The sequence below is a fragment of the Streptomyces sp. BF23-19 genome (genome assembly GCF_041106355.1).
Lineage (GTDB): Bacteria > Actinomycetota > Actinomycetes > Streptomycetales > Streptomycetaceae > Streptomyces > Streptomyces virginiae_A.
On the sequence record NZ_JBGBPT010000080.1, the window covers coordinates 1 to 23,297 of the forward strand.

Consider the following 23,297-nt stretch of genomic DNA (forward strand, 5'->3'; position numbering starts at 1 on the left):
GGCGGGAGCCCCGGGCGCGGGCACCGGCTGCTGCGCCGGCTGCTTCAGGGCGACGCTCACTTGACGGAGACCTGCGAGATGTCGAGGACGCCGGTCCAGTCGCTGATCACGACGTTCTTGATGTCCTTGCCGACGAGTCGCTTGTAGACGGGGTGGAAGAGCGGCACGTCCAGGGCCTGCTCACCAATCTTCTTGTCGAGTGCGCCCCAGCGCTTGCCGGCCGCCGCGAGGTCGGTCAGCTTGGCGATCTCGTCGATCTCGGTGTTCACGGCCGGGTCGTTCAGCTGCGCGTGGTTGTAGTTGGAGCCGTTGGTCACGATCTGCCGGCCGTCGAAGATCGGCGCGAGGAAGGGGCCGCCGGACGGCCAGTCGGCGCCCCAGCGGGAGAGGAAGAAGCCGGGGGTGTTCTTGGCGTCCCAGCGCTTCTCGTTGAAGGCGTTGTTCTCCAGGCCTTCCAGCTTGACGGTGATGCCGGCGGCGGCGAGGGCCTGCTGCACGGCGGTGGCGACCTCGGGGCTGGTCTGGCGGTTCTGCGCGGTGGAGTGGGTCAGGGTGACGGTGAGGCCGTCGGGGAAGCCCGCCTCCGCGAGCAGCTGCTTGGCCTTGGCCGGGTCGCCGGTCTTCCCCGCCGGGAAGTGGTCGTACGGGGTGAAGCCGAAGGCCTCGCGCTCGGGCAGGAAGGTGGTGGCCGGTTCGGCCAGCGCGGATCCGCCGGCGGCGTTGATCACGCTGGTGCGGTTGATCGCGTGGGAGATGGCCTGGCGCACCTTCGGGTTGTCGAAGGGGGCCACCTTCGGGTTGAAGGCCAGGTAGTTGATGTAGCCGAAGTGGCCGGTGCCGACGCGTCCGGCGAGCTCCTTGTTGTCGCCGATCTGGGCGAGTTCGGCAGGTCCCAGGTTGGTGTCGGTGGTGACGGCGGCGGCGTCGGGGCCGGAGCTGGTGGTCAGGCGCTGGTTGATGACGGCGGCGTCCAGCCCGGAGCGGACGTCGATCTTGTCCGGGTAGGCCTTGCGCTCCTCGTCGGTCTTCTCGTCCCAGTGCTCGTTGCGCTCCAGGGTGAGGTGCTCGCCGTCGTTGTCGTTCTTGACGACCTTGTACGGGCCGGAGGAGACGGGGTGCTCCTCGTACTTGACCCCGGTGTCCTTGCCTCTGGGGACGGGTGCGAACTGCGTCTGCGTGGCGACGAAGGGGAACTCGCCCTCGGGCTTGCGGAGTTTGAAGACGATCGTCTTCGGGTCGGGCACGAGGATCGAGTCGAGCCCCTTGCCGCCGTCCTTGTACGGGCCCTCGTAGCTCTCGCCGCCGACCAGCCAGTCCCGCAGGTAGGGGGCGCCGCCCGACAGCTCGGCGGCGAAGGACCGCTCGATGCCGTACTTGATGTCGGCGGTGGTGATCGGGGTGCCGTCCTCGTACTTCAGCCCGTCCTTGAGCGTGTACGTCCACTCGGTGGCGTCGGCGTTGGGCTTTCCGGTGTCGGTGGCCAGGTCGGGGACGACCTTGGTGCCGGCGGCGCCGTCCTCGCGGTTGCGGGTGGTCAGCGTACGGAAGACCAGCGAGGGAACGTTTCCGCCGCCCGAGGTGTAGAGCCGGGCCGGGTCGAAGTCGCTCTGCGGCTCGGAGTTGAGGACGGTCAGGGTGCCGCCCTTCTGCGGCGCGCCCCCGGCCGCGCCCGGCTTGTCGCCCGAACCGGCCTTGTCCGCACCGTCCTTGGGCCCGCAGGCCGCGGCGCCCCCGGCCAGGACGAGGCTGACGGTGACGGCGGCCACGCGGCGCGCTATGAGATGACGGGCAGGTCCGGCGGAAGACATGGGTGTGGAGACCTCTCGGCGTGAAGGAAGGGCGGAAGGGCCACGCGAGGGGCAGCGGTCGACGCGGTGCCGGATCGGGCACCGAAACACGAGGAAGCCGCACCTGCGGGCGTACGTACACCCGGGCGCGGCGGTGGAAAGGCGGAAGGTCGCGGCGCTCGCGGGTCGGGGACACCTCCCGGGCCGCAAGGCCCAGGGGGAGTCAGCGACAGAAGATGTCGGCGACGCTGTGCGCGGTCACACCGAGCAGCGCCAGCTCTATGGCGGCGCTCGCGGTCATGGTGTGGTGGTGCGACATGCGGAGAACGATTGCCGATGATCGGACGGATTGTCAACGCGGGTCCCCGCCCGGCCGGCGGGCGGGGTCACGGCGCATCGGTCAACTGTCCGGGAACACCCAGGGGTTGGGCTTGCACTGGATGCCGTTGATGTCGAGGGACTTGGTCTGCTGCTGCATGATCGGCGCGAGCGCGCCGGGGGTGCGGCAGTTCACGTGTCCGTGTCCGAGCCGGTGTCCGACCTCGTGGTTGATGAGCATCTGCCGGTAGGTGAACATCTGGTCCGGCCCGTAGGTCGCGGAGCCCTGCGCCCATCGGAACGCGTTGATCATCACCCGGTCCGTGGACGCGGAGTCGCAGGAGACGTTGTCGACGGTGGTGTCCAGGTCGGACTTGGCGCACCAGACCCCGGTGGTCCCGGGACTGGCCAGGGTGATCACGAAGTCCGCCTCGCCGCCCGGCACCCGCTCGAAGGTCTTCTCGCCGTTGTGGGCCCAGCTGCGCGGGTCGTTGAGGGTGCGGTGGACGGCCTCGGCGAACAGCTGCGGGTCCAGGCCGAGACCCTGCTCGACGTCGACCCGGTAGCGCACGAGCTTGCCCTTGCCGGGGGCCTTGGCCACCCCGGGCACGGTGTCGAAGGTGCCGGGTCCGGCGAGTTTCGCGTCGATCGGCAGCTGTTTGGCCATCTTCTGCTCGTACGTCAGCTCCACCTCGGGCGCGGCGGACGGCGCCGCCGGCGCCACCGCCTGCGGCGGGGTCGAGCGGTCGTCGGAGCGGGAGGCGCCGGTGTCGGCGCGGCTGTTGCCGGCGGCCTGCGCGCCGGACTTCTCGCCGTCCCCGTCCGAGGTCACCTGGCCGGCGACGACGACGGCGAGGACGGTGGTGACGGCCACGGCGGCCAGGCCGGTGTACGTACGGGCCTTCCGGCCGCGGCCGGAGCCGGAGGTCTCATCGGCACCGTCGTCGGCGTCCTCGGGCACGGCCGGAGCCACCGGGTCGACCGGCTTGCGCGGTCCGGGCACCCGGGGCTGCGCGCCGGTGGAGGTGACGGGGTCGAGGTCGAATCCGGCCGGCGGCGTCAGGGTGACCTGCGGGAAGCCCACCGCGGGGGTCCCGAAGGCCGGGGTGTCGCTGTCACGGAAGGCCGTGGGCGCGGGCGTGGGCGCGGTGGCGGTGGCCTCGTGCGGGCGCCGTACTCCCCGCCAGTCGCCGTACACGGAGTCGGGGTGGGCCCCCCAGACGTCGTCGGACTCGTACTGCTGGGGGTGGCCGCCGGTCCGCGCGTCGGCGTGGTACCGGTCCTGGGGCACGTACCCCTGGTGGGTGACGGTCGGTTCGGGCCAGTACCCGGCGGGCGGTTGCTCGTAGGGCAGGGGCGCGGGCTCCGGCTGCGGCCGGGCGGGTGCCGGGGCGGGGGCCGGAGCCGGAGCTGGGGCAGGGCCCTTGCGACTATGTCGTCCCACGGTCCTCAGCCTCTGCCGTCTTCGGTATATCGGTCACTCTCGCCCGTCCCGGTGTCGCTCAGCAGCTCCCGGAAGGCGGCGGCCACCACCTCGGGGTACTCCATCATCGCCACGTGTCCGGCCTCGGGCAGACACAGCAAGCGCGAACCGCGGTAGGCCGCGGCCGCCTTGTGCGCCATACGGTACGAGACCAGTTGGTCCCGGCCACCGTAGACCAGCAGCGAGGGCGCGAGAACCCGTTGGGCCTGCCGCCACAGTCCGTGCTGGCCACCGAGGGTGTAGGCGTCGACGATGCCGCGCGAGGAGCGGGTCATCGCCTCCCAGAAGTACGGGAGCGCCATCCGTCGCTCCATCTCCTCGACGGCGTTGCGGAACCCCTCCGGCGTCACCCGGGAGGAGTCCCCGTAACAGAGCTCCGTCACCCCACGGGTGCGCTGCTCGGCGCTGAGTCCCTGTGTCAGTCGGTTGAAGAGCCCGGCCACCCCGGGCACGGCGAGCAGCGCGGTCGGCACGGCCGACTTCTGCACGCGCAGTTCGGGCAGGGCGGGCGAGACGAGCGTCAGGGTGCTCACCAGGTCGGGCCGGACGGCCGCCACGCGGGTGGAGACGGCGCCGCCGAGGGAGTTCCCGAACAGGTGGACCGGGCCGCGCCCGGCGGCGTCGAGGTGCCGGATCACGGCGCGGGCGAAGGCGGTGACGGAGTAGTCCCGGTCGGCGGGTGGTGGGGACCAGCCGAAGCCCGGCAGGTCGAGGGCCTCGCCGTCGACGGTGTCGGCCAGTCGCGCCATCAGATCCGACCAGTTCTGGGAGGAACCGCCGAGTCCGTGCACGAACAGAGCGCGTGGCAGCCCGGTGCGCAGGGGCGGCCGGACCCGGACGGCCAGTTCCAGGCCGGGCAGCGCGACGGTGCGCAGCTGCTCCCCTTCGGCCACTCGAACAGCTCCCACCTGGGAGGACAGCTCGGCGGTGGACCGTACGCCCGGCAGCTCGGTCGAAGACATGCGGGCAATGTTACGAGACGATCACGCTCCTCCTCTTGTGTTCGCCGTCACAGACACACATCGGATCCGTCTAGCGGTGCCTGCGCGATCCTCCTAGGCTCGTAAGTGAGCACAAGGAAGCGAGGGGAGCGGCATGACTGTCGACCCTGCGGAGCCGGACACCTTCCGGGAGCAGTTTCCGGAATCCCTCGATCCTGAGGCGCCCGAGGCGGATGTGGCGGAGCAGCTGGCCGATCTCCGGCCGGACGAGGACGACCCGATCACCGCGCGCCCGGTGGACGGTGTCACGGACGGCGATGCCGTCGAGCAGGCGCGGGTGGTGCCGCTGGACGAGGACGACTACCGCTGACCCCGGTCGATCGGGCATCGATCAAACCGCTGATCAAACCGCTGACCAGCGCCTCCGGGCCGTCCGTACCGCGAGAAAACTCGGATTGAACCCACCAGATTCGGTTACCGAAAAGTACGATGGCGGCGCGGCGCAGAGCGCACTGTGTTCTTAGAGAAAGTGGGAGGCGGCGTGACAGCCATCGAGCAGACCGAGGCAGCGCGTCCGCGGGGCACGCGACTGCCGCGCCGAGCCCGGCGCAACCAGCTGCTGGGCGCGGCTCAGGAGGTTTTCGTCGCGCAGGGGTATCACGCGGCGGCCATGGACGACATCGCCGAGCGGGCCGGCGTGAGCAAGCCGGTGCTGTACCAGCACTTCCCCGGCAAGCTCGACCTGTACCTGGCCCTGCTGGACCAGCACTGCGAGGCCCTGCTGCTGGCCGTGCGCACGGCCCTCGCGTCGACGACGGACAACAAGCTGCGCGTGGCGGCCACGATGGACGCCTACTTCGCGTACGTCGAGGAGGAGGGCGGCGCCTTCCGGCTGGTCTTCGAGTCCGACCTGACGAACGAGCCGGCGGTGCGCGAGCGCGTCGACCGGGTCTCGCTCCAGTGCGCCGAGGCCATCTCCGACGTCATCGCCGAGGACACCGGCCTGTCCAAGGACGAGTCGATGCTGCTCGCCGTGGGCCTGGGTGGGGTCTCGCAGGTCGTGGCCCGCTACTGGCTCTCCAGCGAGAGCCCGGTCGCCCGGGAGACGGCGGTCGGCCTGCTGACCTCGCTCGCCTGGCGCGGTATCGCCGGCTTCCCGCTGCACGGCACGGAGTCCTGAGGGACCGGCCTCACCGACGGCGCCCGCGACATCGGCGGGCCTCGTCGACCGCTGTTCGCTGCGAGCGTGTCCGCTCTGCGCGGTCCGCGTCCCCTCTCCGGGCTAATGTGGACCGCGTACGGCGCGGCTGATCGCGCGAACCGGATCGTCGGAGGGACAAAGCCGTGGAGGTCAAGATCGGCGTGCAGCACGCACCCCGGGAGATCGTGCTGGAGAGCGACCTGAGCGCCGAGGAGCTGGAGGCCGTCGTCGCCGCCGCGCTCTCCGGTCAGTCGCCGCTGCTGAGCCTCACCGACAACAAGGGCCGCAAGGTCCTCGTGCCGTCGGACCGCCTGTCGTATGTCGACCTGGGCGAGCCGAGCACGCGCAAGGTCGGTTTCGGCGCGCTCTGAGAACTGTTGGAAACGGCCCGGTGGTTGATCCCACCGGGCCGTTTCTGTTTCTTCCGCTTCGGGTAGGACCGCAGTGACCCGGTTTGCCCTGACGTATGGGAGAGACCTCATGCTGCTGCTGGAAGTGCTCGGCTCCGCATTCCTGGGCCTCGCCTTGTCCGCGACAGCCGCCAGGGTGCTCACGCGCCGGTTGCCTTCCACCAAAGTGGTGCTGGTCAGCGGGGTGCTCGGGGCGCTGTTCGGGGCGTATCTGACCCACTTCGCGTTGGGGCCCGGGCACAACACCCTGACCGCGACGCTGATCGGTGCGGTGTTGGTGTCGGCCGTGGTCCTGTCCCTGTTGCTCCGACCGGCCGCAGGGCCCCGCAGGCGGTCCCACAGGACTCCGTTTTCACTCCCGTCGAGGGGCTGACCACCCCGCCCCCTGACCCCTGAACCACATACGTGTGCGCGCCGGGGCCGACGTGTGGAGCGGTACGGAGCCTCGCGGGCGCCCGTGGGCTCAGGCGGCGAGGCCGAGGGCCGCCATGCGCTTGGTGTGGGCCTTGGTGATGCGGGTGAACATCTCGCCGACGGCCGCCAGGTCGAAGCCGGCCGCCATTCCGTCGACGCCGCCGACCAGCATGGTCGAGAGCGCGTCGCGCTCGGCGACCACGCGCTGGGCCTGCGAGAGGGCCTCGCCCATGAGCCGGCGGGCCCAGAGCGCGAGCCGACCGCCGCAGCGCGGGTCCGCCTCGATCGCCGCGCGGACCTTCTCGACGGCGAAGTTGCCGTGGCCGGTGTCGTCGAGCACGCCGAGCACGAGGGCGCGGGTGTCGGTGTCCAGGTGGGTGGCGACCTCGCGGTAGAAGTCACTGGCGATGGAGTCGCCGACGTAGGCCTTGACCAGGCCCTCCAGCCAGTCCGAGGGCGCGGTCTGGCGGTGGAAGTCGTCGACGCCCTTGGCGAAGGGCTCCATGGCGGCGGTGGGCTCGACCTCGATCGCCGCGAGCCGGTCCCGCAGCCGCTCGAAGTGGTGGAACTCGGCGGAGGCCATCGCGGCGAGCTCGGCCTTGTCGTCCAGGGTGGGCGCGAGCTTCGCGTCCTCCGCGAGGCGCTCGAAGGCCGCGAGCTCTCCGTAGGCGAGCGCGCCGAGCAGGTCCACGACGGCGGCGCGGTACTGCGGCGAGGCAGAGGCGGCGGCCCAGTCCTGGGAGGCGATACCGACGGCGTCGGCGGGGGCGCTGTCGTCGGCGGGCGAGGCGTTTTCTACGGTCGACATGCTCCGCACAATAGCCCGCCTAATGGCCCTCCAAGTCACCACGCCGGATCCTTGCCTGTCCAGCTAAACGCGCCTACCCGGTGAATTCACCCGACACACCTGCGCGATTCCGGGGTACAGTGGTAATGCGCCTGCCGAACACTCGGCGGGCCATCCGAATGAGGATGCCCGGTCGGTGGCCCGATCGGCTCCAACCGACCGCCCTCGGTGCGGTGCGTACGTTCATGCGTACCGCCTACCACGAGGGGCCCCCTCAGCGGCAGATGCGCTTGAGCGAAGGCTAGTGGTCCCGCGCAGCTTCGTACGTAGCAGTACTGCAAGCACGGCACGGTACGACCCCCCTCGCCGCCTCGCGCCGCGTCTCACAGAAGAGGCAGCACCCTGACTACGTTCCGAGACCTCGGGATCTTTCCCGAGACGGCCGAGGCCCTTGAGGCCGTCGGCATCGTGTCCCCCTTCCCGATCCAGGAGATGACCCTCCCCGTCGCCCTTTCCGGCACGGACGTCATCGGCCAGGCCAAGACCGGTACCGGCAAGACGCTCGGTTTCGGCCTTCCCCTGCTGGAGCGGGTCGTCGTCCCTGCCGACGTCGAGGCCGGCCGCGCCACCCCCGCGCAGCTGACCGACGCCCCGCAGGCCCTCGTGGTGGTTCCGACCCGCGAGCTGTGCACCCAGGTCACCAACGACCTCCTGACCGCGGGCAAGGTCCGCAACGTCCGCGTCCTCGCCATATACGGCGGTCGCGCGTACGAGCCCCAGGTCGAGGCGCTCAAGAAGGGCGTCGACGTGATCGTCGGCACCCCGGGCCGCCTGCTCGACCTGGCCGGGCAGAAGAAGCTCGACCTCTCGCGCGTCAAGGCCCTCGTCCTGGACGAGGCCGACGAGATGCTCGACCTGGGCTTCCTGCCCGACGTCGAGAAGATCATGGCGTACCTGCCCGCGAAGCGTCAGACGATGCTGTTCTCGGCGACCATGCCGGGTGCGGTCATCGGCCTGGCCCGCCGCTACATGACGCAGCCGACGCACATCCGCGCCGTCTCCGAGGACGGCGAGGGCGCGACCGTCGCCAACATCACGCAGCACGTCTTCCGTGCGCACAACATGGACAAGCCGGAGCTGGTCTCCCGCATCCTGCAGGCCGAGGGCCGTGGCCTGGCCATGATCTTCTGCCGTACCAAGCGCACGGCGGCCGACATCGCCGAGCAGCTGGAGAAGCGCGGTTTCGCGTCCGGCGCCGTCCACGGCGACCTGGGCCAGGGCGCGCGTGAGCAGGCGCTGCGCGCGTTCCGCAACGGCAAGGTCGACGTGCTGGTGTGCACCGACGTCGCCGCGCGCGGTATCGATGTCGAGGGTGTGACCCACGTCATCAACTACCAGACGCCGGAGGACGAGAAGACCTTCCTGCACCGTGTGGGCCGCACCGGCCGCGCGGGCAACAAGGGCATCGCCGTCACCCTGGTCGACTGGGACGACATCCCGCGCTGGCAGCTGATCAACAAGGCGCTGGAGCTGGACTTCCACGACCCGGTCGAGACGTACTCCACGTCGCCGCACCTGTTCGAGCAGATGAACATCCCGGCCGGCACCAAGGGCATCCTGCCGCGCGCCGAGCGCACGCGGGCCGGCCTGAAGGCCGAGAACCTCGAGGACCTGGGCGAGACCGGCGGCCGCGGTGGCCGTGGCGGCCGCTCCGGTCCCGCGGCCGCCGCCGTGGTGACCGAGGAGCGTCCGGCCCGTACCCGTACGCCGCGCCAGCCCCGCCGCACCCGCGGCGGGACGGAGCTCGCCGAGGGCGCCGAGGCCACCGCAGCGGTGACCCCGGTCCAGGCTCCCGAGGCCCCCGCGGCCCCGGCCGCCGACGAGCCGCGCCGTCCGCGTCGCCGCCGCACCCGGGTGGCCGCGGTGCCGACCCAGGCCGCCGTGGCCGCGCCGGTCGCCGAGGCTCCGGCCCCGGTCGTCGAGGCTCCGGCCCCGGTGACCCCGGTCGCCGAGGAGGCCCCGGCCCGTCCGAAGCGCGTCCGCACCCGCAAGGTCGCCCCGACCGAGCCGGAGCCGGACTTCCAGATGGCGCCGCTGGTCGAGCCCGTCCGGGCCCGGCGCACCACCCGCAAGGCCGCCCCGGCAGCCGTGGTGACCCCGGTCGCCGAGGTTCCCGCCGAGGAGGCTCCGGTCAAGCCGAAGCGGACCCGTACCCGCAAGGTCGCGGAGGCCGCTCCGGTCGCCACCGAGGCCGTCGCCGTGGCCGAGGAGACCCCGGTCAAGCCGAAGCGCACCCGCACCCGCAAGGTCGCGGCCGCGCCGGAGGCCTGAGCCTCACGCAGCACCCCGCCGATGGGCCCGATCCCCTTCCGAGGGGGTCGGGGCCATCGGTGCGCCCGGGCCGTGCCACCGCCCGTACGGGCCGGTAACCTCGGGCCATGAGCAAGCCGCCGCGCCTCACCCTGCCCGCCGCCGCCCGTGCGTACCTCCTCACCACCGAGCGCGGCGGTTTCGCCGTGCACGAGGCCGGTGAGCCCGTACGCGGCACCGCCCTGCTGGTCCCCGGCTTCACGGGCAGCAAGGAGGACTTCATCGGTCTCCTGGAGCCGCTGGCGGCCGCCGGGTACCGGGTCGTCGCCGTGGACGGCCGCGGCCAGCACGAGACCCCGGGCCCGCGCGAGGAGGCCCCGTACGCCTCGGAGGAGCTGGCGCGGGACGTCCTGGCGCAGGTACGCGCGCTGGGCGAGGACCGTGTGCACCTGGTCGGCCACTCGCTCGGCGGGCTGATCTCCCGCGCCGCCGTGCTGCGCGACCCCACGCCGTTCGCCTCGCTCACCCTGATGAGCAGCGGGCCGGCCGCGATCTCCGAGGACCAGCAGGCCCGGACGAAGCTGCTGGTCGCCGCGCTGGAGGCGATGGGCGACGACATGCCCGGGATCTGGGCGGCGATGCGGGCCCACGACCCCGCGGACGCGGCCGCGGACTCCCCGGAGCTCGCGCACTTCCTGCGCGAGCGGTGGCTGGCCACCGTCCCCGAGCAGCTGATCGTCACCGGTCGGACGCTGATCTGCGAGCCGGACCGGGTGGCGGAGCTGAGCCGCGTCGACCTGCCGAAGCTGGTCCTGTCCGGGGCCGTGGACCAGGCCTGGCCGGTGCCGCTGCTGGACGAGACGGCCCGGCGCCTGGGGGCACGGCGGGTGATCGTGCCGGGGACGGATCACTCCCCGAACGCCGAGGACCCGGCCACGACGGCGCGCGAGCTGGCGGCGTTCTGGGACTCCTGCACCGGCTCATAGTTAGCCAGTGAAAAAATTTCGTTAGCGTAGGGAATGATTGCGGCCTACACTTCGTTGAACCAGTGCAAGAGAAACACTGACGAAGGGAGAAGCCCCATGCGCTTCGAGATTCTGCGCCTGGACGACGTCGACGGGTCCGCCGTGGACAGCACCGTCGTCGACGCGGCCTCCGTCAACCGGATCGTGCAGCAGGCCGCAGCCGTCGGCCAGCGCATCCTGATCCGACCGGCCGAGAGTGCGTCCTGCTGACGCACCGCACGAAGAACGTTCGCGCCCCCGCACCGATCCCGGTTCGGGGGCGTTCGCATGTGCGGCCGTGTACGGCAGGGGCGCGGCGGCGCCTCAGGCGCCGCTGACCACCTGGAGCACGCCGTTGATGATCTGCTGGACGGCGATCGCCGAGAGCATCATGCCCGCGAGCCGGGTGACGAGGACGACGCCGCCGTCCTTGATGACCCGGATAATCACCAGCGAGTAGCGCATGGTGATCCACAGCACCACGTGCATGGCCACGATCGCGGCCCAGACCGAGACCTGTCCGGCGGGGCCGTCGGCCTTCTGGACGGCCAGGATCACGGACACGATCGCGCCGGGGCCGGCCAGCAGCGGCATGCCGAGCGGGACCAGCGCCACGTTCACGTCCTTGGTCTGCTTCGGCTCGTCGTTCTTGCCGGTGAGCAGGTCCAGCGCGATCAGCAGGAGCAGCAGACCACCGGCGATCATCAGCGCCGGGACGGAGACGTGCAGGTAGTCCAGGATCTGCTGGCCGCAGATACCGAAGACCGCGATGACACCGAAGGCCACGCAGACGGCCTGCCAGGCCATGCGGCGCTGCACCTTGACGGGGCGGCCGGAGGTCAGCGCCAGGAAGATCGGCGTGATCCCCGGCGGGTCCATGATCACAAAAAGGGTGAGAAAAAGTGATCCGAAGACGGCGAAATCAAACACAGTGATGCCTTGCAGAAGAGAGGGGTGTCGCGAAGAAGAAGTGTGGGACGGGTGGTGCGGGCCGGATCCGGCCGATCAGCGCTCGCGTCCGCCGGCGCCCGGCACCGGGAAGGCCCCCGTCGCACGGCGCGTGATCTCGCCGTAGATCTCGGGGTCGGTCGTGAACTCCCCGAGGCGACAGGTCTTGCGGCTGCCGTGGTAGTCGCTGGACCCCGTGGTCAGCAGGCCGAGGTCCGACGCCAGGCCGCGCATCCGCGCGCGGGTGTCGGCGTCGTGGTCCATGTGGTCCACCTCGATGCCGTCCAGGCCCGCGGAAGCCATCTCGGCCATCGCGGACTCGGAGACGCACCGGCCGCGCTTGACGGCGGCGGGGTGCGCGAGGACGGTGACCCCGCCGGCCGCCTTCACCAGGCGCACGGCCTCGAACGGGTCGAGCTCGTGCTTCTCGGCGTACGCGCGGCCGCCGTCGGCGAGCCAGTCGGGCGTGAAGGCGTCCGAGACGGTGGGTACGACGCCCAGTTCGACGAGGGCGGTGGCGATGTGCGGCCGCCCGACCGAGCCGTCACCGGCGATCCGGGCCACCTGCTCCCAGGTGACGTCGACGCCGAGGTCCTGGAGCTTGCCGATCATGGCCTGGGCGCGCGGGGTGCGGTCGTCGCGGACGAGTTCCCGCTCCCGGGCCAACTCGGGCTCCTCGGGGTCGAAGAGGTACGCGAGCATGTGCACGCCGACCCCGTCGAGCCGGCAGGAGAGTTCGGCCCCGGTCACCAGCGTCAGTCCGGCGGGCAGGGCCGCGAGGGCCTCGCCGTATCCGCGCACGGTGTCGTGGTCGGTCAGCGCGACCACGTCCAGCCCGGCGGCGGCGGCATTGCGCACCAGCTCGGCGGGGGTGTCCGTACCGTCGGAGGCCGTGGAGTGGGCGTGCAGGTCGATGCGCACAGCCTGGCTCCATGGTTCGAACGTACGGGGGACACTCCAGGATAACCGGGCCGCGGACCCCCTCAGGCAGGGCCCAGGATGCGCGGGCTCAGGGCCCCGCACGGAACGAGCTCGACCTCGGCCCCCGCGTCACGCAGGTCGGTGAGGACGAGCTCGTCGTACATCAGCAGGCCGGACTGCTCCGGCCAGACGATCGCCCAGAGCCACAGGCCGCGCGCCTCGCCGGCGAAGACGGCCCGGTCGTCGGGGCCGCCGTTGACGTGCCACAGCGGTGTCGGCCGGCCGGCGGCGACCACCTTGGCATGGGGCGGCGCCGATACGTCGATGGACGAGCCGGGGTCGACTCCGTCGATACCCGCGTACCGTGCGCCGAGGCCCACGCCCAGCTCCTCCGCGATCAGCAGCAGCTCGCCGATTCCGCCCAGCGGGCCGGGGCCCGAACAGGCCACCGCCGTCGCCCGGCCACCGCTGCGGTCGTCACCCGCGGACGCGACCCCCGTGAACAGCCACCCCACCGGCAGCGGCCACGGCATCCACACCGGTACCCGCGTCCGGTGCACCACCACGCTCAGGCCTTCGACGCTCGGCGGGATGACGGGTTGCAGGGGGTGGACAGCGCCGTGCACCGCGCACTGCCAGGAGTCGGAGAAGAGTCCGGGCGCCCTGACCCGGCCACCGCACTTCGGGCAACTTGGTTCACCCCTCATAAGAAGCCACGCTCCTCCCCGCCCGGCCCCCAGTCAAGGCACGCTCACCCGTCCGGGCCCTCAGTCCAGTGCGACGGCGCTCCGCAAAGGATCCCGCAGGTCCGTTCCGCGCGCGAGCCAGCGTTCCTGGAGCGCGGCCGCTCCGTGCACGCGCTTCCAGGCGGCCTCGTTCGCCGTCATCGGCAGCAAGGGGAGGAAGTGGACCGGATCCATGGGCTCGTCGAGCTCCAGGTCCTCGACCAGACCACCCGGTTCCGCCACGAGGACGGAGCTGAAGGGGGCCCCGTCCCAGAGCGGTTCGCCCACGTCCAGCGAGGCCCCGGGGGCCACGATCAATCCCTCGACCTGGGGGGACGCTGCCAGCACCGCGAGCGGGCGCAGGAGTTTGTCCGTGGCCGCCAGTCCTGCCCGTACGGTCAGCACGAGCTCGGCGCGCGGGCCCCGTACGGGGTCGGCGACCACGGCGGTCGGATCGGTCATCGGGTGCGCGGACATCCCGAGGGTCGCGTACCGCACGAGGTCGCCCTCGGCGAAACGGAGTACCTCGATGCGGTCGGTGCCCAGGAAGGTGACGGCGGCGCGTGCGTCGGGTTCACCGAACGCCGTGCGCAGTCGGGCCTCCACGAGGGCCAGAATTTCTGCCATGAGGCGAGCATAGAACTCGTATCAGGCGGGTAAAGGGCGGGTCTTGACCATCCGTCGGCTGATAGTGTTGACAGCTGTTCGGGGCCGCACGCAGAAGCGGTGTTTCAGCGCCCCGGCAACAGGACGTCCCTCACGGGGGACCGGCCGGAGGAGGTGGGGCTGCGGTGGACCGAAGTCGATCGTGCAGTACCAATCGCTCTTCCACTTCTGTGACGGGCGTTTCCCGCCCCCTTTGATCTGCTCGATCCCCTGATCCGCCGGTCAGTAGAAGAGCGACGGCAGAACGTTGTCCTCCCGTCCTGTTCCCTCCCCCTGCCTGGGCCTGCCCGCCCGCGGTGGAGGGTCTCCCACCCGTACGGTCCGCAGCCGTGCGCGAGAAGGAGCCTGTCATGTCGATGCTGCCCTACCTGCGTGCGGCCGTACGTCCGTCCCTGCGCAGGGCCACCCCCGTCCAGCCCGGCTACGACACCACCCGCGACCCGTCGGCGAGCAGCGCGGTGGTCGACTGCGCCGTGTACCGCGGCGGGCGGCGGGTGCTGGGTCCGACGTGCCTGACGCCCCGTGAGGCGATCCGCCGGGTCCGCGAGGACGGCGGGTTCGCCTGGATCGGTCTGCACGAGCCGACGGAGGCCGAGTTCGCGGGGATCGCCGCGACCTTCGGACTGCACCCGCTGGCCGTGGAGGACGCGGTGCACGCGCACCAGCGGCCGAAGCTGGAGCGCTACGACGACACCCTCTTCACCGTCTTCAAGACGATCCACTACGTCGACCACGCCGAACTGACCGCCACCAGCGAGGTGGTGGAGACCGGCGAGGTGATGTGTTTCACCGGCCCCGACTTCGTCATCACCGTCCGGCACGGCGGACAGGGCTCCCTCAAGGGGCTGCGCCACCGCCTCCAGGACGATCCGGAGCTGCTCGCCAAGGGCCCCTCGGCGGTCCTGCACTCCATCGCCGACCACGTCGTCGACGGCTACATCGCGGTCGCGGCGGCGGTGCAGGACGACATCGACGAGGTGGAGAGCGAGGTCTTCGCCGCCCCGACCAAGGGCAGTGCGCGCGGCGGCGACGCGGGCCGCATCTACCAGCTCAAGCGCGAGGTGCTGGAGTTCAAGCGGGCCGTCTCGCCGCTGCTGCGTCCGATGGAGCTGCTGAGCGAGCGGCCGATGCGGCTGGTGGACCCGGACATCCAGAAGTACTTCCGCGATGTCGCCGACCACCTGGCGCGGGTGCACGAGCAGGTGGTGGGCTTCGACGAGCTGCTGAACTCGATCCTCCAGGCCAACCTCGCGCAGGCGACGGTCGCCCAGAACGAGGACATGCGCAAGATCACCTCCTGGGCGGCCATCATCGCCGTGCCGACGATGATCTGCGGCGTGTACGGGATGAACTTCGACCACATGCCGGAGCTCCACTGGCGCTACGGCTATCCGATGGTGATGGTCGCGATCGCCGCCTCCTGCTTCACCATCCACCGCGCGCTGCGCCGGCACGGATGGCTGTGACGACGACCCGCCCTGGACACCTGCCCGTCCGCGGGGAGTGACCCCCTACCCTGTCGACATGACTCTCAGCACGCTCGACCTGGCCCTCGTCGAGGAGGCCACGAAGAAGTCCGGCCTGATCTGGGTGCGCGGCGACGGGGCCGACCGCGCCCTGTGGCACGCCTGGGTGGACGGCGCGGCCCATGTGCTGGGCGACGGGCCCGGCGAGCAGCCGTTCCCGGGGCTGGCGGACGGCGCGACCGCCGAGGTGACCGTACGGAGCAAGGACAAGGGCGGCCGGCTGGTGGCCTGGACGGCGACGGTACGGGAACTCCCGCCGCGCGGCGAGGAGTGGGCGGGGGCGGTCGCCGAACTCAAGGGCAAGCGGCTGAACGCGCCCGACTCGGAGGCGATGACCGAGCGGTGGGCGCGGGAGTGCCGGCTGCTGCGGCTGGAGCCGGAGTCGGTCCGGGCGCAGCTCCCGGACGGCTCACTGGCCGCCGTCCCGCTGCCGTCCCCGGCGACGACCCGCCGGGCCGTCCCGGCGGGCCTGCCGAAGCTGCTGCTGAAGCGCAAGAAGGCCGCCCGGGGTTAGGTCGTCTCTTCCGGTGGACCGGAGGGACCTAGTGCTGTGACCGGGATCTCGGGACTCGGCAGCGCCGGGGTCCCGCGGGCGGCTCACGGTTTGGTGGGGTTCGCGCCCTGGCCGGTGCCCTTGGAGGGGGCCGGGGCGGGGGAGCCGCTCTGGTCCTTGGTCGTCGGCAGCTGGGAGCCGTAGTCGACCGTCTGGTCCTGCGCGGGCGCCTCCAGCGGGAACGTCTTGCCCCACTCGGCGAGTTCCACCCGGCCGGCGCCGCCCGCCCGCTCCATCAGCAGCGGGTACGGGGTGCCCTCAAGCGACACCGAGAGCTTGCCGCCCTTGCCCGCGTCCGCCGTGACCTGGACCGCGCGGGTGTGCCCGACCTTGGTGTAGGAGCCCTTGGCGAGCTTGCCCTCCAGTCCGAGCAGCCCGTCCAGCAGCACGTCCATGTCGGTGAAACCGCGGAACTGCTTGTACGAGGGGTCGCCCTCGGGCACCTTCACGAACTTGTCGCCGAGCTTGCCGGCCGAGTCGGACTGGCCCCAGAACGCCGCGCTCGCCTTCAGGTACAGCTGCTCCCCCACGCGCAGCAGCTGGAAGGTGTCGTCGTTGGACTTCACCTCGCCGGTGCCGCCGTCCGCCTTGAGCCGCATGTCGAGGGTGAAGGACTTGCCGCCGCTCACCAGCGTGCCGGACAGGTGCACCGAGTCGGCCTCGGTCGCGGCCGCCTTCGCCTTCGCCTCGATCTTGTCGGCGGAGAGCTTGCCGACGCCGTTGGTGCCCTCGTCGGGGTCCTCGCCGCAGCCCGTACCGGTGACGGCGAGGCCCGCGCACAGCACACCGATGAACGCGGCCCGGCGCAGCCGCGCGGCAGGGAAGTAGGCGGTCACGGGCGGGTGCCTCTCGTCGGACATCTGCGAGCAGCAGGCAGCGTACCCGCCCGTACTTCGCGGGCCGCGACCGCGCCCCCGGTGTTCACGGGCCCCCGGGCGGACGGCCCCACCAGGACGCTTTCCCCCGGCACGGGCTAGCCTGAGGGGCGGCACGACTCTTGATCGACGCACTAGGAGGCGCTCGGATGGTTGCAGGCGCCCCGCGGATCTTCGTCTCGCATCTGTCGGGTGTGCCCGTCTTCGACCCCAACGGCGACCAGGTCGGCCGGGTCCGCGACCTCGTCGCGATGCTCCGGGTCGGCGGCCGCCCGCCGCGACTGCTGGGTCTGGTGGTCGAGGTCGTCAGCCGGCGGCGGATCTTCCTGCCGATGACCCGGGTCACCGGGGTGGAGTCCGGGCAGGTCATCACCACCGGCGTGATCAACATGCGGCGGTTCGAGCAGCGCCCGACCGAACGCCTGGTCCTGGGTGAGCTGCTGGACCGACGGGTGACGCTGGTCGCGAGCGGCGAGGAGGTCACCGTTCTGGACGTGGCCATCCAGCAGCTGCCGGCCCGCCGGGACTGGGAGATCGACCGGATCTTCGTACGGAAGGGCAAGTCGGGGGCGCTGCGCCGGCGCGGCGAGGCCCTGACGGTGGAGTGGTCGGCGGTGACGGGCTTCTCGCTGGAGGAGCACGGGCAGGGCGCCGAGAACCTGGTCGCCACCTTCGAGCAGATGCGCCCGGCGGACGTGGCGAACGTCCTGCACCACCTGACGCCGAAGCGGCGCGCCGAGGTGGCCAACGCCCTCGACGACGACCGGCTCGCGGACGTGCTGGAGGAGCTGCCCGAGGACGAGCAGGTGGAGATCCTCGGCAAGCTGAAGGAGGAGCGCGCCGCCGACGTCCTGGAGGCGATGGACCCGGACGACGCGGCCGACCTGCTCTCCGAGCTGCCGGAGGACGACAAGGAGCGGCTGCTGACGCTGATGCAGCCGGACGACGCGGCCGACGTGCGCCGTCTGCTGTCCTACGAGGAGAACACCGCCGGCGGTCTGATGACCACCGAGCCGATCGTGCTGCGGCCCGACGCGACGGTCGCCGACGCGCTGGCCCGCGTACGGCAGGCGGACCTGTCGCCGGCGCTGGCGGCGCAGGTGTACGTGTGTCGGCCGCCGGACGAGACGCCGACGGGCAAGTACCTGGGCACGGTGCACTTCCAGCGGCTGCTGCGCGACCCCCCGTTCACGCTGGTCAGCTCGATCGTGGACACGGACCTGCCGCCGCTGCGGCCGAACGCCTCGCTGCCCGCGGTCACCACGCACCTCGCCGCCTACAACATGGTGGCGGTGCCGGTGGTGGACGAGAGCGGCTCGCTGCTGGGCGCGGTGACCGTGGACGACGTACTGGATCACCTGCTGCCGGACGACTGGCGGGAGACGGACTTCCATTCCGAGGAGGCCGTCGGTGGCCGCTGAGCGAGGACGCTTCGACCGGGGGCGGGGCGAGCAGGCGCGCGAGCGGCGCCGCGAGCAGATCCGGGAGCGGCGTGAGCAGGCGCGGACGCAGGCGCGCGAGCACGGGCTGGCGGCGGAGGCGGCGGAACGTTCCGGCGAGCGCCCGGCGAAGTCGTCGAGCGGGTCGAGCGCGCTGACGCGCGGGCGGGTGCGCCTGGACCTGCCGCGCGCGCCGCGGCGGTCGCTGCTGCCCGAGTACGACCCGGAGGCCTTCGGGCGGCTCTCCGAGCGGGTGGCGCGCTTCCTGGGCACCGGCCGGTTCATCGTCTGGATGACCCTGGTCATCATCGTCTGGGTGCTGTGGAACATCTTCGCGCCCGACGACCTGCGGTTCGACCCGTACCCGTTCATCTTCCTGACGCTGATGCTGTCGCTCCAGGCCTCCTACGCGGCTCCGCTGATCCTGCTCGCGCAGAACCGGCAGGACGACCGCGACCGGGTCACCCACGAGCAGGACCGCAAGCAGAACGAGCGATCCATCGCCGACACCGAGTACCTGACCCGGGAAATCGCCGCCCTGCGGATGGGTCTGGGCGAGGTCGCCACCCGCGACTGGATCAGGTCGGAGTTCCAGGACCTGATCAAGGAGATGGACGAGCGCCGTCTATTCCCCGCCGAACGTGACGAAGGCGACCGCTGACGGGCTTTCCTGCGGCCTGCTACCGAGCCGTACCATCGGGGCATGGCTACCGACACAAGCTCCGCCGCCGTGCCCGAGCAGGACGCGATCCTGGACGCGCTGGCGACGGTGAACGACCCCGAGATCCACCGGCCGATCACCGAGCTCGGCATGGTCAAATCGGTGGAGATCGGCGCGGGCGGCGAGGTCGCCGTCACGGTCTACCTCACGGTGTCGGGCTGTCCCATGCGCGAGACCATCACCAAGAACGTCACCGAGGCCGTCGAGAAGGTCGCGGGCGTCACCTCCGTCGCCGTCACCCTCGACGTGATGAGCGACGAGCAGCGCAAGGACCTGGCGGCCACGCTGCGCGGCGGCACCGCCGAGCGCGAGGTGCCCTTCGCCAAGCCGGGCTCGCTGACCCGGGTGTACGCGGTCGCGTCCGGCAAGGGTGGCGTCGGCAAGTCCTCCGTCACGGTGAACCTGGCCGCGGCGATGGCGGCGGACGGCCTGAAGGTCGGCGTGGTCGACGCGGACATCTACGGCCACAGCGTGCCGCGCATGCTGGGTGTGGACGGGCGTCCCACCCAGGTCGAGAACATGATCATGCCGCCGTCGGCGCACGGCGTGAAGGTCATCTCCATCGGCATGTTCACCCCGGGCAACGCCCCGGTGGTGTGGCGCGGTCCGATGCTGCACCGCGCCCTCCAGCAGTTCCTGGCGGACGTGTTCTGGGGCGACCTGGACGTGCTGCTGCTGGACCTGCCGCCGGGTACGGGTGACATCGCGATCTCCGTGGCCCAGCTGGTGCCGAACGCGGAGATCCTCGTCGTCACCACCCCGCAGCAGGCCGCGGCCGAGGTCGCGGAGCGGGCCGGCTCCATCGCCGTGCAGACCCACCAGAAGATCGTCGGCGTGGTCGAGAACATGTCGGGCCTGCCGTGCCCGCACTGCGACGAGATGGTGGACGTCTTCGGCTCGGGCGGTGGCCAGAAGGTCGCCGACGGCCTGACCAAGACGATCGGCGCGACCGTGCCGGTGCTGGGCTCGATCCCGATCGACGTGCGGCTGCGCGAGGGCGGCGACGAGGGCAAGCCCGTCGTGCTGTCCGACCCGGACTCCCCGGCCGGTGCGGCCCTGCGCGCGATCGCGGGCAAGCTGGGCGGCCGTGCGCGCGGCCTGTCGGGCATGTCCCTGGGCATCACCCCGCGCAACAAGTTCTGACCGTCCGTACCACGGGGAAGGGCGCCGCTCGCCGAGCGGCGCCCTTCCCCGTTCCGGCCCCCGACACCCGTGGGCCGTCGTCCGTCACCCGCTACTGGTACGTGCCGAGGTCCGCGATCGCGGAGAAACCGAGCCCGTACGCGCTCATCCCGCGGCCGTACACGCCCAGGTGGACACCGCTCCCGGTGGAGCCGGCCAGGACCCACCCGAACTCCGACTCGCGGTAGTGGAACGGGGTCGGCTCGCCGTCCACCGGCAGCGACAGCGTGGACCAGTCCTCACCGGCCAGGTCGTCCGCCAGCTCCCACGCGGCCTCGGTCTGCTGGTCCAGCCAGTCGTCGCGCAGCGAGTGGTCCATCTGGCCGGGCCAGCTGTACGCCAACAGTCCGGACCCGGCCAGCCAGGCCGCCGAGGCGACCGAGGTGGCCTCCAGGACGCCGGTGCCGTCGCCGCTGCGGCGCAGCGGGTTGCTCGCCACGGTGATGACCACCGCGAACCGTTCCTTCTCGCCGGTGGCGATCTCACCCCGGGCGGAGGGCTCGTCGCCGTGCCCGGTGGAGCCGTGCTCCACGGTGCCGTCGGCGGCGACCGCCACCTGCATGAGCCGGCGGGGGCCCGTGAAGGCCCCGTCCAGCCCGTACCAGGGGAAGTCGGCGGCCAGGAACCCCTCGGCCGTCCTGCGGGCCGCCGGCACGGGCGCGGCGGCCTCCTGTGGCTGCGTATGGCTGTCGGGGCCGGTATCCGGCTCCTGGGCGGGTGCTGCGGCGGGGGCGGGGGCCTCCGCGGTCTGCGCCCCTACCCGGCTGCTGCTCGTCGTCTCCATCTGGGCGGCCTCTCGTTCCGTGGGGTCCGGAACGGCCCTCCCCCTCGCTGTGCTGGGGGGACCCCCTCCCTCGGGCGTCCTGCGATCCGGACAGATGGAGGATAGCCATCCGACCGTGGATCGCCGGGCAGGCCGCGCCTCAGGTGGCGTCGGCGTCGAAGCGCGAGCGCTCCTCCGGGGCGGGAGCGGCGGGCTTCTTCAGCAGGTCCGGGCCGGTCACGGCGGGCGTGGCGGCGGCGGCCGAGGAGGTGGGGGCGGCGCCGGCCTCCGAGCTCTTCACGGCGTCGGAGACGTCGTTGAGCTCCTTGCGGAGATCGAAGCTGGTGCGGATCTCCTTGAGGTCCTCGTTCTCGGTGAGCTGCTTGCGGATGAAGGTCTTCGGGTTCAGGTCCTCGAACTCGAAATCCTTGAACTCCGGGCCGAGTTCGGAGCGGATGTCGTGCTTCGCGCTGTCCGAGAACGCCCGGACCTTGCGGATGAAGCCCGTGACGTCCTGAATGACCTTGGGCAGCTTGTCCGGTCCGAAGACGAGGATGCCGAGCACCACGATCGTGACAAGTTCGAGTGCGCCTATGTCGTTGAACACCTTGCCGCTCCTCGGCTCTCTATCACTTCGGGCCCTGACACACGGTACCCGGCGTTGTCCACGGGCCCATACCTCCGTACCGGCTCCGCGGCGGTTTCACCCTGCCGTCATCCGCCGCTCATGACCCGTTCGCCGATCCGAGGACCAGTTTCAGTGTGCTTTCGCGGCCCTGGCGGAGCACGGTGAGGGTCAGCGGGTCGCCCGGGCGGTGGGCCCGGATCTTGATGATCAGCTCGTCGCCGCCGCGGACCCGTTGGCCGTCCACCTTGGTGATCACGTCCCCGGCCCGGATCCCGGCGAGCGCGCCCGGTCCGCCGGCGACCACGGACGGCTTGCCGTCCTCGCCCTTGTCGCCGACCCGGGCCCCGTCACCCGCGTAGTCCATGTCCAGGGTGACCCCGATGACCGGGTGCGTGGCACGGCCGGTGCGGATGAGCTCCTCGGCGACGCGCTTGCCCTGGTTGACGGGGATGGCGAAGCCGAGCCCGATGGAGCCGCCCTGCCGGGTGGAGTCGTCCTTGTCGGCCCCGCGGATCGCGCTGTTGATGCCGACCACGTGGGCCTTCGCGTCGAGGAGCGGGCCGCCGGAGTTCCCCGGGTTGATGGGGGCGTCGGTCTGCAGGGCGTCGACGTAGCTGATGTCGCTGCCGTCGCCCTTGTCGCCGCCCGCGGTGACGGGCCGGCCGGTGGCGCTGATGATCCCGGCGGTGACGGTGTTCGACAGGTCGAAGGGCGCGCCGATGGCCACCACCGGGTCGCCGACCTTCACGTTCTCGGAATTCCCCAGGCTCAGCGGCTGGAGCCCGCGCACCCCCTCGACCTTGACCACGGCCAGGTCGTAGCCGGAGTCGCGGCCGACCAGCGTGGCGGTGACGCTCTCGCCGGTGCTGAAGGTGACCGTTATCTCCTGGGAGTCGGCGACCACATGGCTGTTGGTCAGGATGTGCCCCTGCTGGTCGAGCACGAAGCCGGTCCCCGTACCGCTGCCCTTCGCGCCCTGCACGTGCAGGGTCACCACGCCGGGCAGTGCGGTGGCCGCGATCCCGGCCACGCTGTCCGGGGCCCGGCCCCGGTCGGCGGCGGCTGCCTGGGGCAGCTCCAGCCGGGTGTTGCTCTGCCGCTCGGCGAGGACGCCGAGGTAGCCGCCGATGCCGCCGGCGAGCAGGGCCGTACCGAGGCTGAGGGCCACCACCTGCCACAGCCGGATCCCGCGCGGCGTCCGGCCCCGGTCCACGACCTGCAACGGCTCGGCGCCCCAGGGGTCGTACCGCACCGCTGGGACCACGGCCGGCCCCTCGGGGGCCGGGTCCGAGAGGTCCGGGGTCGTCGCGGCCGGGGTCGGGGCCTTGTCCGCGATCGGGGCCGCGTCCTGTACGTGCTCCTCGCCCCCGGTCTCGGGCCGCGGTGCCGGGACCCCTTCGCGGCGGCCCTCGGCCGTGCCCTCGGGCCGGCTCCACCACTGTGGAGCCGGGTCGGTCTGCTGCCTGTCGGCCATGGGCGCTCCCCGCGTACCTATGCGCATGTGCCGAAGATTCAACCAGGTCCCGCGTCAGCGCAGCAGGGAGACCGGACGCGCCGGCAGCTGCGGGGAGGGCTGGAGCGGCGGCAGCGGGGTCGCCACGGCCGACAGGAGGGTCGGGACGGCCTCCGGGGTGGGCAGGCGGTCACGGGCCCCTTGATCGGCCGCGGGCAGGGCAGGACCGGGCCTGGAGGCCG

The 23,297-nt window shown here is 71.8% G+C and carries 25 protein-coding genes; 12 read left to right on the top strand and 13 right to left on the bottom strand.

The features are described 5' to 3' along the window. Nucleotides 1-56: 56 nt before the first annotated feature. The 4 genes from AB8A24_RS33730 to AB8A24_RS33745 form a co-directional block, all read right to left on the bottom strand. Nucleotides 57-1,808: an ABC transporter substrate-binding protein gene (locus tag AB8A24_RS33730; protein WP_328961789.1), complete on the bottom strand. Its 1,752-nt coding sequence runs from the start codon at nucleotides 1,806-1,808 to the stop codon at nucleotides 57-59. A 202-nt stretch (nucleotides 1,809-2,010) separates the two neighbouring features. After that, nucleotides 2,011-2,106, bottom strand: a complete 96-nt coding sequence (locus AB8A24_RS33735; protein ID WP_314243733.1) for an Ms4533A family Cys-rich leader peptide — start codon at nucleotides 2,104-2,106, stop codon at nucleotides 2,011-2,013. 81 nt (nucleotides 2,107-2,187) lie between these two features. Next, nucleotides 2,188-3,549 carry a DUF3152 domain-containing protein gene (locus AB8A24_RS33740; RefSeq protein ID WP_369478414.1) on the bottom strand — a complete coding sequence of 454 codons (1,362 nt, stop codon included), beginning with the start codon at nucleotides 3,547-3,549 and terminating at the stop codon, nucleotides 2,188-2,190. Nucleotides 3,550-3,554: 5 nt separating this feature from the next. After that, the gene (locus AB8A24_RS33745) at nucleotides 3,555-4,550 is read right to left on the bottom strand and encodes an alpha/beta fold hydrolase (RefSeq protein ID WP_369478415.1); all 996 of its coding nucleotides are present in this window, start codon (nucleotides 4,548-4,550) and stop codon (nucleotides 3,555-3,557) included. Between the two features lie 133 nt (nucleotides 4,551-4,683). Here AB8A24_RS33745 and AB8A24_RS33750 point away from each other — a divergent pair, with 133 nt between their 5' ends. From AB8A24_RS33750 to AB8A24_RS33765, 4 genes are all read left to right on the top strand, one after another. Continuing rightward, nucleotides 4,684-4,899, top strand: coding sequence for a hypothetical protein (locus AB8A24_RS33750; protein ID WP_266380298.1), 216 nt, complete (start codon nucleotides 4,684-4,686; stop codon nucleotides 4,897-4,899). A gap of 171 nt (nucleotides 4,900-5,070) precedes the next feature. After that, entirely contained in the window at nucleotides 5,071-5,709 is a 639-nt protein-coding gene (locus AB8A24_RS33755) for a TetR/AcrR family transcriptional regulator (RefSeq protein ID WP_030011335.1), read from the top strand. A gap of 164 nt (nucleotides 5,710-5,873) precedes the next feature. Beyond that, entirely contained in the window at nucleotides 5,874-6,101 is a 228-nt protein-coding gene (locus tag AB8A24_RS33760; protein WP_030711771.1) for a DUF3107 domain-containing protein, read from the top strand. Between the two features lie 112 nt (nucleotides 6,102-6,213). Then, nucleotides 6,214-6,513: a hypothetical protein gene (locus AB8A24_RS33765; protein ID WP_051773491.1), complete on the top strand. Its 300-nt coding sequence runs from the start codon at nucleotides 6,214-6,216 to the stop codon at nucleotides 6,511-6,513. A gap of 90 nt (nucleotides 6,514-6,603) precedes the next feature. On the opposite strand, the gene AB8A24_RS33770 is transcribed toward AB8A24_RS33765, so the two are convergent. Beyond that, nucleotides 6,604-7,362 carry a ferritin-like fold-containing protein gene (locus AB8A24_RS33770; protein WP_328961792.1) on the bottom strand — a complete coding sequence of 253 codons (759 nt, stop codon included), beginning with the start codon at nucleotides 7,360-7,362 and terminating at the stop codon, nucleotides 6,604-6,606. Between the two features lie 447 nt (nucleotides 7,363-7,809). On the opposite strand from AB8A24_RS33770, the gene AB8A24_RS33775 reads away from it, so the two are divergent. From AB8A24_RS33775 to AB8A24_RS33785, 3 genes are all read left to right on the top strand, one after another. Then, nucleotides 7,810-9,672, top strand: a complete 1,863-nt coding sequence (locus tag AB8A24_RS33775) for a DEAD/DEAH box helicase (RefSeq protein ID WP_369478416.1) — start codon at nucleotides 7,810-7,812, stop codon at nucleotides 9,670-9,672. Between the two features lie 107 nt (nucleotides 9,673-9,779). Next, on the top strand, nucleotides 9,780-10,637 hold the full coding sequence (locus AB8A24_RS33780) for an alpha/beta fold hydrolase (protein ID WP_369478417.1): 858 nt from the start codon (nucleotides 9,780-9,782) through the stop codon (nucleotides 10,635-10,637). Nucleotides 10,638-10,733: 96 nt separating this feature from the next. Next, nucleotides 10,734-10,886 (top strand): hypothetical protein, encoded by a 153-nt coding sequence (locus AB8A24_RS33785; RefSeq protein WP_167745535.1) that lies wholly within the window; start codon nucleotides 10,734-10,736, stop codon nucleotides 10,884-10,886. A gap of 93 nt (nucleotides 10,887-10,979) precedes the next feature. Here the strand turns inward: AB8A24_RS33785 and AB8A24_RS33790 are convergent, their stop codons facing one another. The 4 genes from AB8A24_RS33790 to AB8A24_RS33805 form a co-directional block, all read right to left on the bottom strand. Then, nucleotides 10,980-11,585 carry a MarC family protein gene (locus tag AB8A24_RS33790; RefSeq protein WP_266380310.1) on the bottom strand — a complete coding sequence of 202 codons (606 nt, stop codon included), beginning with the start codon at nucleotides 11,583-11,585 and terminating at the stop codon, nucleotides 10,980-10,982. 75 nt (nucleotides 11,586-11,660) lie between these two features. Further along, nucleotides 11,661-12,524 carry a PHP domain-containing protein gene (locus tag AB8A24_RS33795; protein ID WP_369478418.1) on the bottom strand — a complete coding sequence of 288 codons (864 nt, stop codon included), beginning with the start codon at nucleotides 12,522-12,524 and terminating at the stop codon, nucleotides 11,661-11,663. Between the two features lie 62 nt (nucleotides 12,525-12,586). Next, nucleotides 12,587-13,231 (bottom strand): DUF6758 family protein, encoded by a 645-nt coding sequence (locus tag AB8A24_RS33800; protein WP_328961796.1) that lies wholly within the window; start codon nucleotides 13,229-13,231, stop codon nucleotides 12,587-12,589. Nucleotides 13,232-13,291: 60 nt separating this feature from the next. Beyond that, nucleotides 13,292-13,876 (bottom strand): suppressor of fused domain protein, encoded by a 585-nt coding sequence (locus AB8A24_RS33805; protein ID WP_030711795.1) that lies wholly within the window; start codon nucleotides 13,874-13,876, stop codon nucleotides 13,292-13,294. 389 nt (nucleotides 13,877-14,265) lie between these two features. Here AB8A24_RS33805 and AB8A24_RS33810 point away from each other — a divergent pair, with 389 nt between their 5' ends. Further along, nucleotides 14,266-15,381 (top strand): magnesium and cobalt transport protein CorA, encoded by a 1,116-nt coding sequence (locus AB8A24_RS33810; protein WP_266380319.1) that lies wholly within the window; start codon nucleotides 14,266-14,268, stop codon nucleotides 15,379-15,381. Nucleotides 15,382-15,439: 58 nt separating this feature from the next. Further along, nucleotides 15,440-15,955 carry a hypothetical protein gene (locus tag AB8A24_RS33815; RefSeq protein WP_266380322.1) on the top strand — a complete coding sequence of 172 codons (516 nt, stop codon included), beginning with the start codon at nucleotides 15,440-15,442 and terminating at the stop codon, nucleotides 15,953-15,955. Between the two features lie 83 nt (nucleotides 15,956-16,038). On the opposite strand, the gene AB8A24_RS33820 is transcribed toward AB8A24_RS33815, so the two are convergent. Next, nucleotides 16,039-16,854 carry a hypothetical protein gene (locus AB8A24_RS33820; protein WP_328961798.1) on the bottom strand — a complete coding sequence of 272 codons (816 nt, stop codon included), beginning with the start codon at nucleotides 16,852-16,854 and terminating at the stop codon, nucleotides 16,039-16,041. A gap of 164 nt (nucleotides 16,855-17,018) precedes the next feature. Here AB8A24_RS33820 and AB8A24_RS33825 point away from each other — a divergent pair, with 164 nt between their 5' ends. The 3 genes from AB8A24_RS33825 to AB8A24_RS33835 all read left to right on the top strand — a co-directional run bounded on the left by AB8A24_RS33825 (nucleotide 17,019) and on the right by AB8A24_RS33835 (nucleotide 20,172). Beyond that, nucleotides 17,019-18,290 (top strand): CBS domain-containing protein, encoded by a 1,272-nt coding sequence (locus AB8A24_RS33825; protein WP_030711804.1) that lies wholly within the window; start codon nucleotides 17,019-17,021, stop codon nucleotides 18,288-18,290. Between the two features lie 172 nt (nucleotides 18,291-18,462). After that, nucleotides 18,463-18,969 carry a DUF1003 domain-containing protein gene (locus AB8A24_RS33830; RefSeq protein ID WP_266384785.1) on the top strand — a complete coding sequence of 169 codons (507 nt, stop codon included), beginning with the start codon at nucleotides 18,463-18,465 and terminating at the stop codon, nucleotides 18,967-18,969. A gap of 69 nt (nucleotides 18,970-19,038) precedes the next feature. Further along, a complete protein-coding gene (locus AB8A24_RS33835) occupies nucleotides 19,039-20,172 on the top strand; it encodes a P-loop NTPase (RefSeq protein WP_328965861.1) in 1,134 nt (377 codons plus the stop codon). A gap of 91 nt (nucleotides 20,173-20,263) precedes the next feature. On the opposite strand, the gene AB8A24_RS33840 is transcribed toward AB8A24_RS33835, so the two are convergent. From AB8A24_RS33840 to AB8A24_RS33850, 3 genes are all read right to left on the bottom strand, one after another. Then, complete coding sequence (locus tag AB8A24_RS33840; protein WP_328961800.1) at nucleotides 20,264-20,995, bottom strand: hypothetical protein; 732 nt, start codon at nucleotides 20,993-20,995, stop codon at nucleotides 20,264-20,266. A 139-nt stretch (nucleotides 20,996-21,134) separates the two neighbouring features. Further along, nucleotides 21,135-21,581 carry a sec-independent translocase gene (locus tag AB8A24_RS33845; RefSeq protein ID WP_328961801.1) on the bottom strand — a complete coding sequence of 149 codons (447 nt, stop codon included), beginning with the start codon at nucleotides 21,579-21,581 and terminating at the stop codon, nucleotides 21,135-21,137. A gap of 118 nt (nucleotides 21,582-21,699) precedes the next feature. Then, a complete protein-coding gene (locus AB8A24_RS33850; protein WP_369478419.1) occupies nucleotides 21,700-23,076 on the bottom strand; it encodes a trypsin-like peptidase domain-containing protein in 1,377 nt (458 codons plus the stop codon). Between the last annotated feature and the right edge of the window lie 221 nt (nucleotides 23,077-23,297).

Bases quoted from the DNA above. Each gene is read 5' to 3' on its own strand.
- AB8A24_RS33730 (WP_328961789.1), bottom strand. From the start codon at position 1,808: ATGTCTTCCGCCGGACCTGCCCGTCATCTCATAGCGCGCCGCGTGGCC.
- AB8A24_RS33735 (WP_314243733.1), bottom strand. From the start codon at position 2,106: ATGTCGCACCACCACACCATGACCGCGAGCGCCGCCATAGAGCTGGCG.
- AB8A24_RS33745 (WP_369478415.1), bottom strand. From the start codon at position 4,550: ATGTCTTCGACCGAGCTGCCGGGCGTACGGTCCACCGCCGAGCTGTCC.
- AB8A24_RS33750 (WP_266380298.1), top strand. From the start codon at position 4,684: ATGACTGTCGACCCTGCGGAGCCGGACACCTTCCGGGAGCAGTTTCCG.
- AB8A24_RS33770 (WP_328961792.1), bottom strand. From the start codon at position 7,362: ATGTCGACCGTAGAAAACGCCTCGCCCGCCGACGACAGCGCCCCCGCC.
- AB8A24_RS33780 (WP_369478417.1), top strand. From the start codon at position 9,780: ATGAGCAAGCCGCCGCGCCTCACCCTGCCCGCCGCCGCCCGTGCGTAC.
- AB8A24_RS33785 (WP_167745535.1), top strand. From the start codon at position 10,734: ATGCGCTTCGAGATTCTGCGCCTGGACGACGTCGACGGGTCCGCCGTG.
- AB8A24_RS33800 (WP_328961796.1), bottom strand. From the start codon at position 13,231: ATGAGGGGTGAACCAAGTTGCCCGAAGTGCGGTGGCCGGGTCAGGGCG.
- AB8A24_RS33805 (WP_030711795.1), bottom strand. From the start codon at position 13,876: ATGGCAGAAATTCTGGCCCTCGTGGAGGCCCGACTGCGCACGGCGTTC.
- AB8A24_RS33810 (WP_266380319.1), top strand. From the start codon at position 14,266: ATGTCGATGCTGCCCTACCTGCGTGCGGCCGTACGTCCGTCCCTGCGC.
- AB8A24_RS33815 (WP_266380322.1), top strand. From the start codon at position 15,440: ATGACTCTCAGCACGCTCGACCTGGCCCTCGTCGAGGAGGCCACGAAG.
- AB8A24_RS33820 (WP_328961798.1), bottom strand. From the start codon at position 16,854: ATGTCCGACGAGAGGCACCCGCCCGTGACCGCCTACTTCCCTGCCGCG.
- AB8A24_RS33825 (WP_030711804.1), top strand. From the start codon at position 17,019: ATGGTTGCAGGCGCCCCGCGGATCTTCGTCTCGCATCTGTCGGGTGTG.
- AB8A24_RS33840 (WP_328961800.1), bottom strand. From the start codon at position 20,995: ATGGAGACGACGAGCAGCAGCCGGGTAGGGGCGCAGACCGCGGAGGCC.
- AB8A24_RS33850 (WP_369478419.1), bottom strand. From the start codon at position 23,076: ATGGCCGACAGGCAGCAGACCGACCCGGCTCCACAGTGGTGGAGCCGG.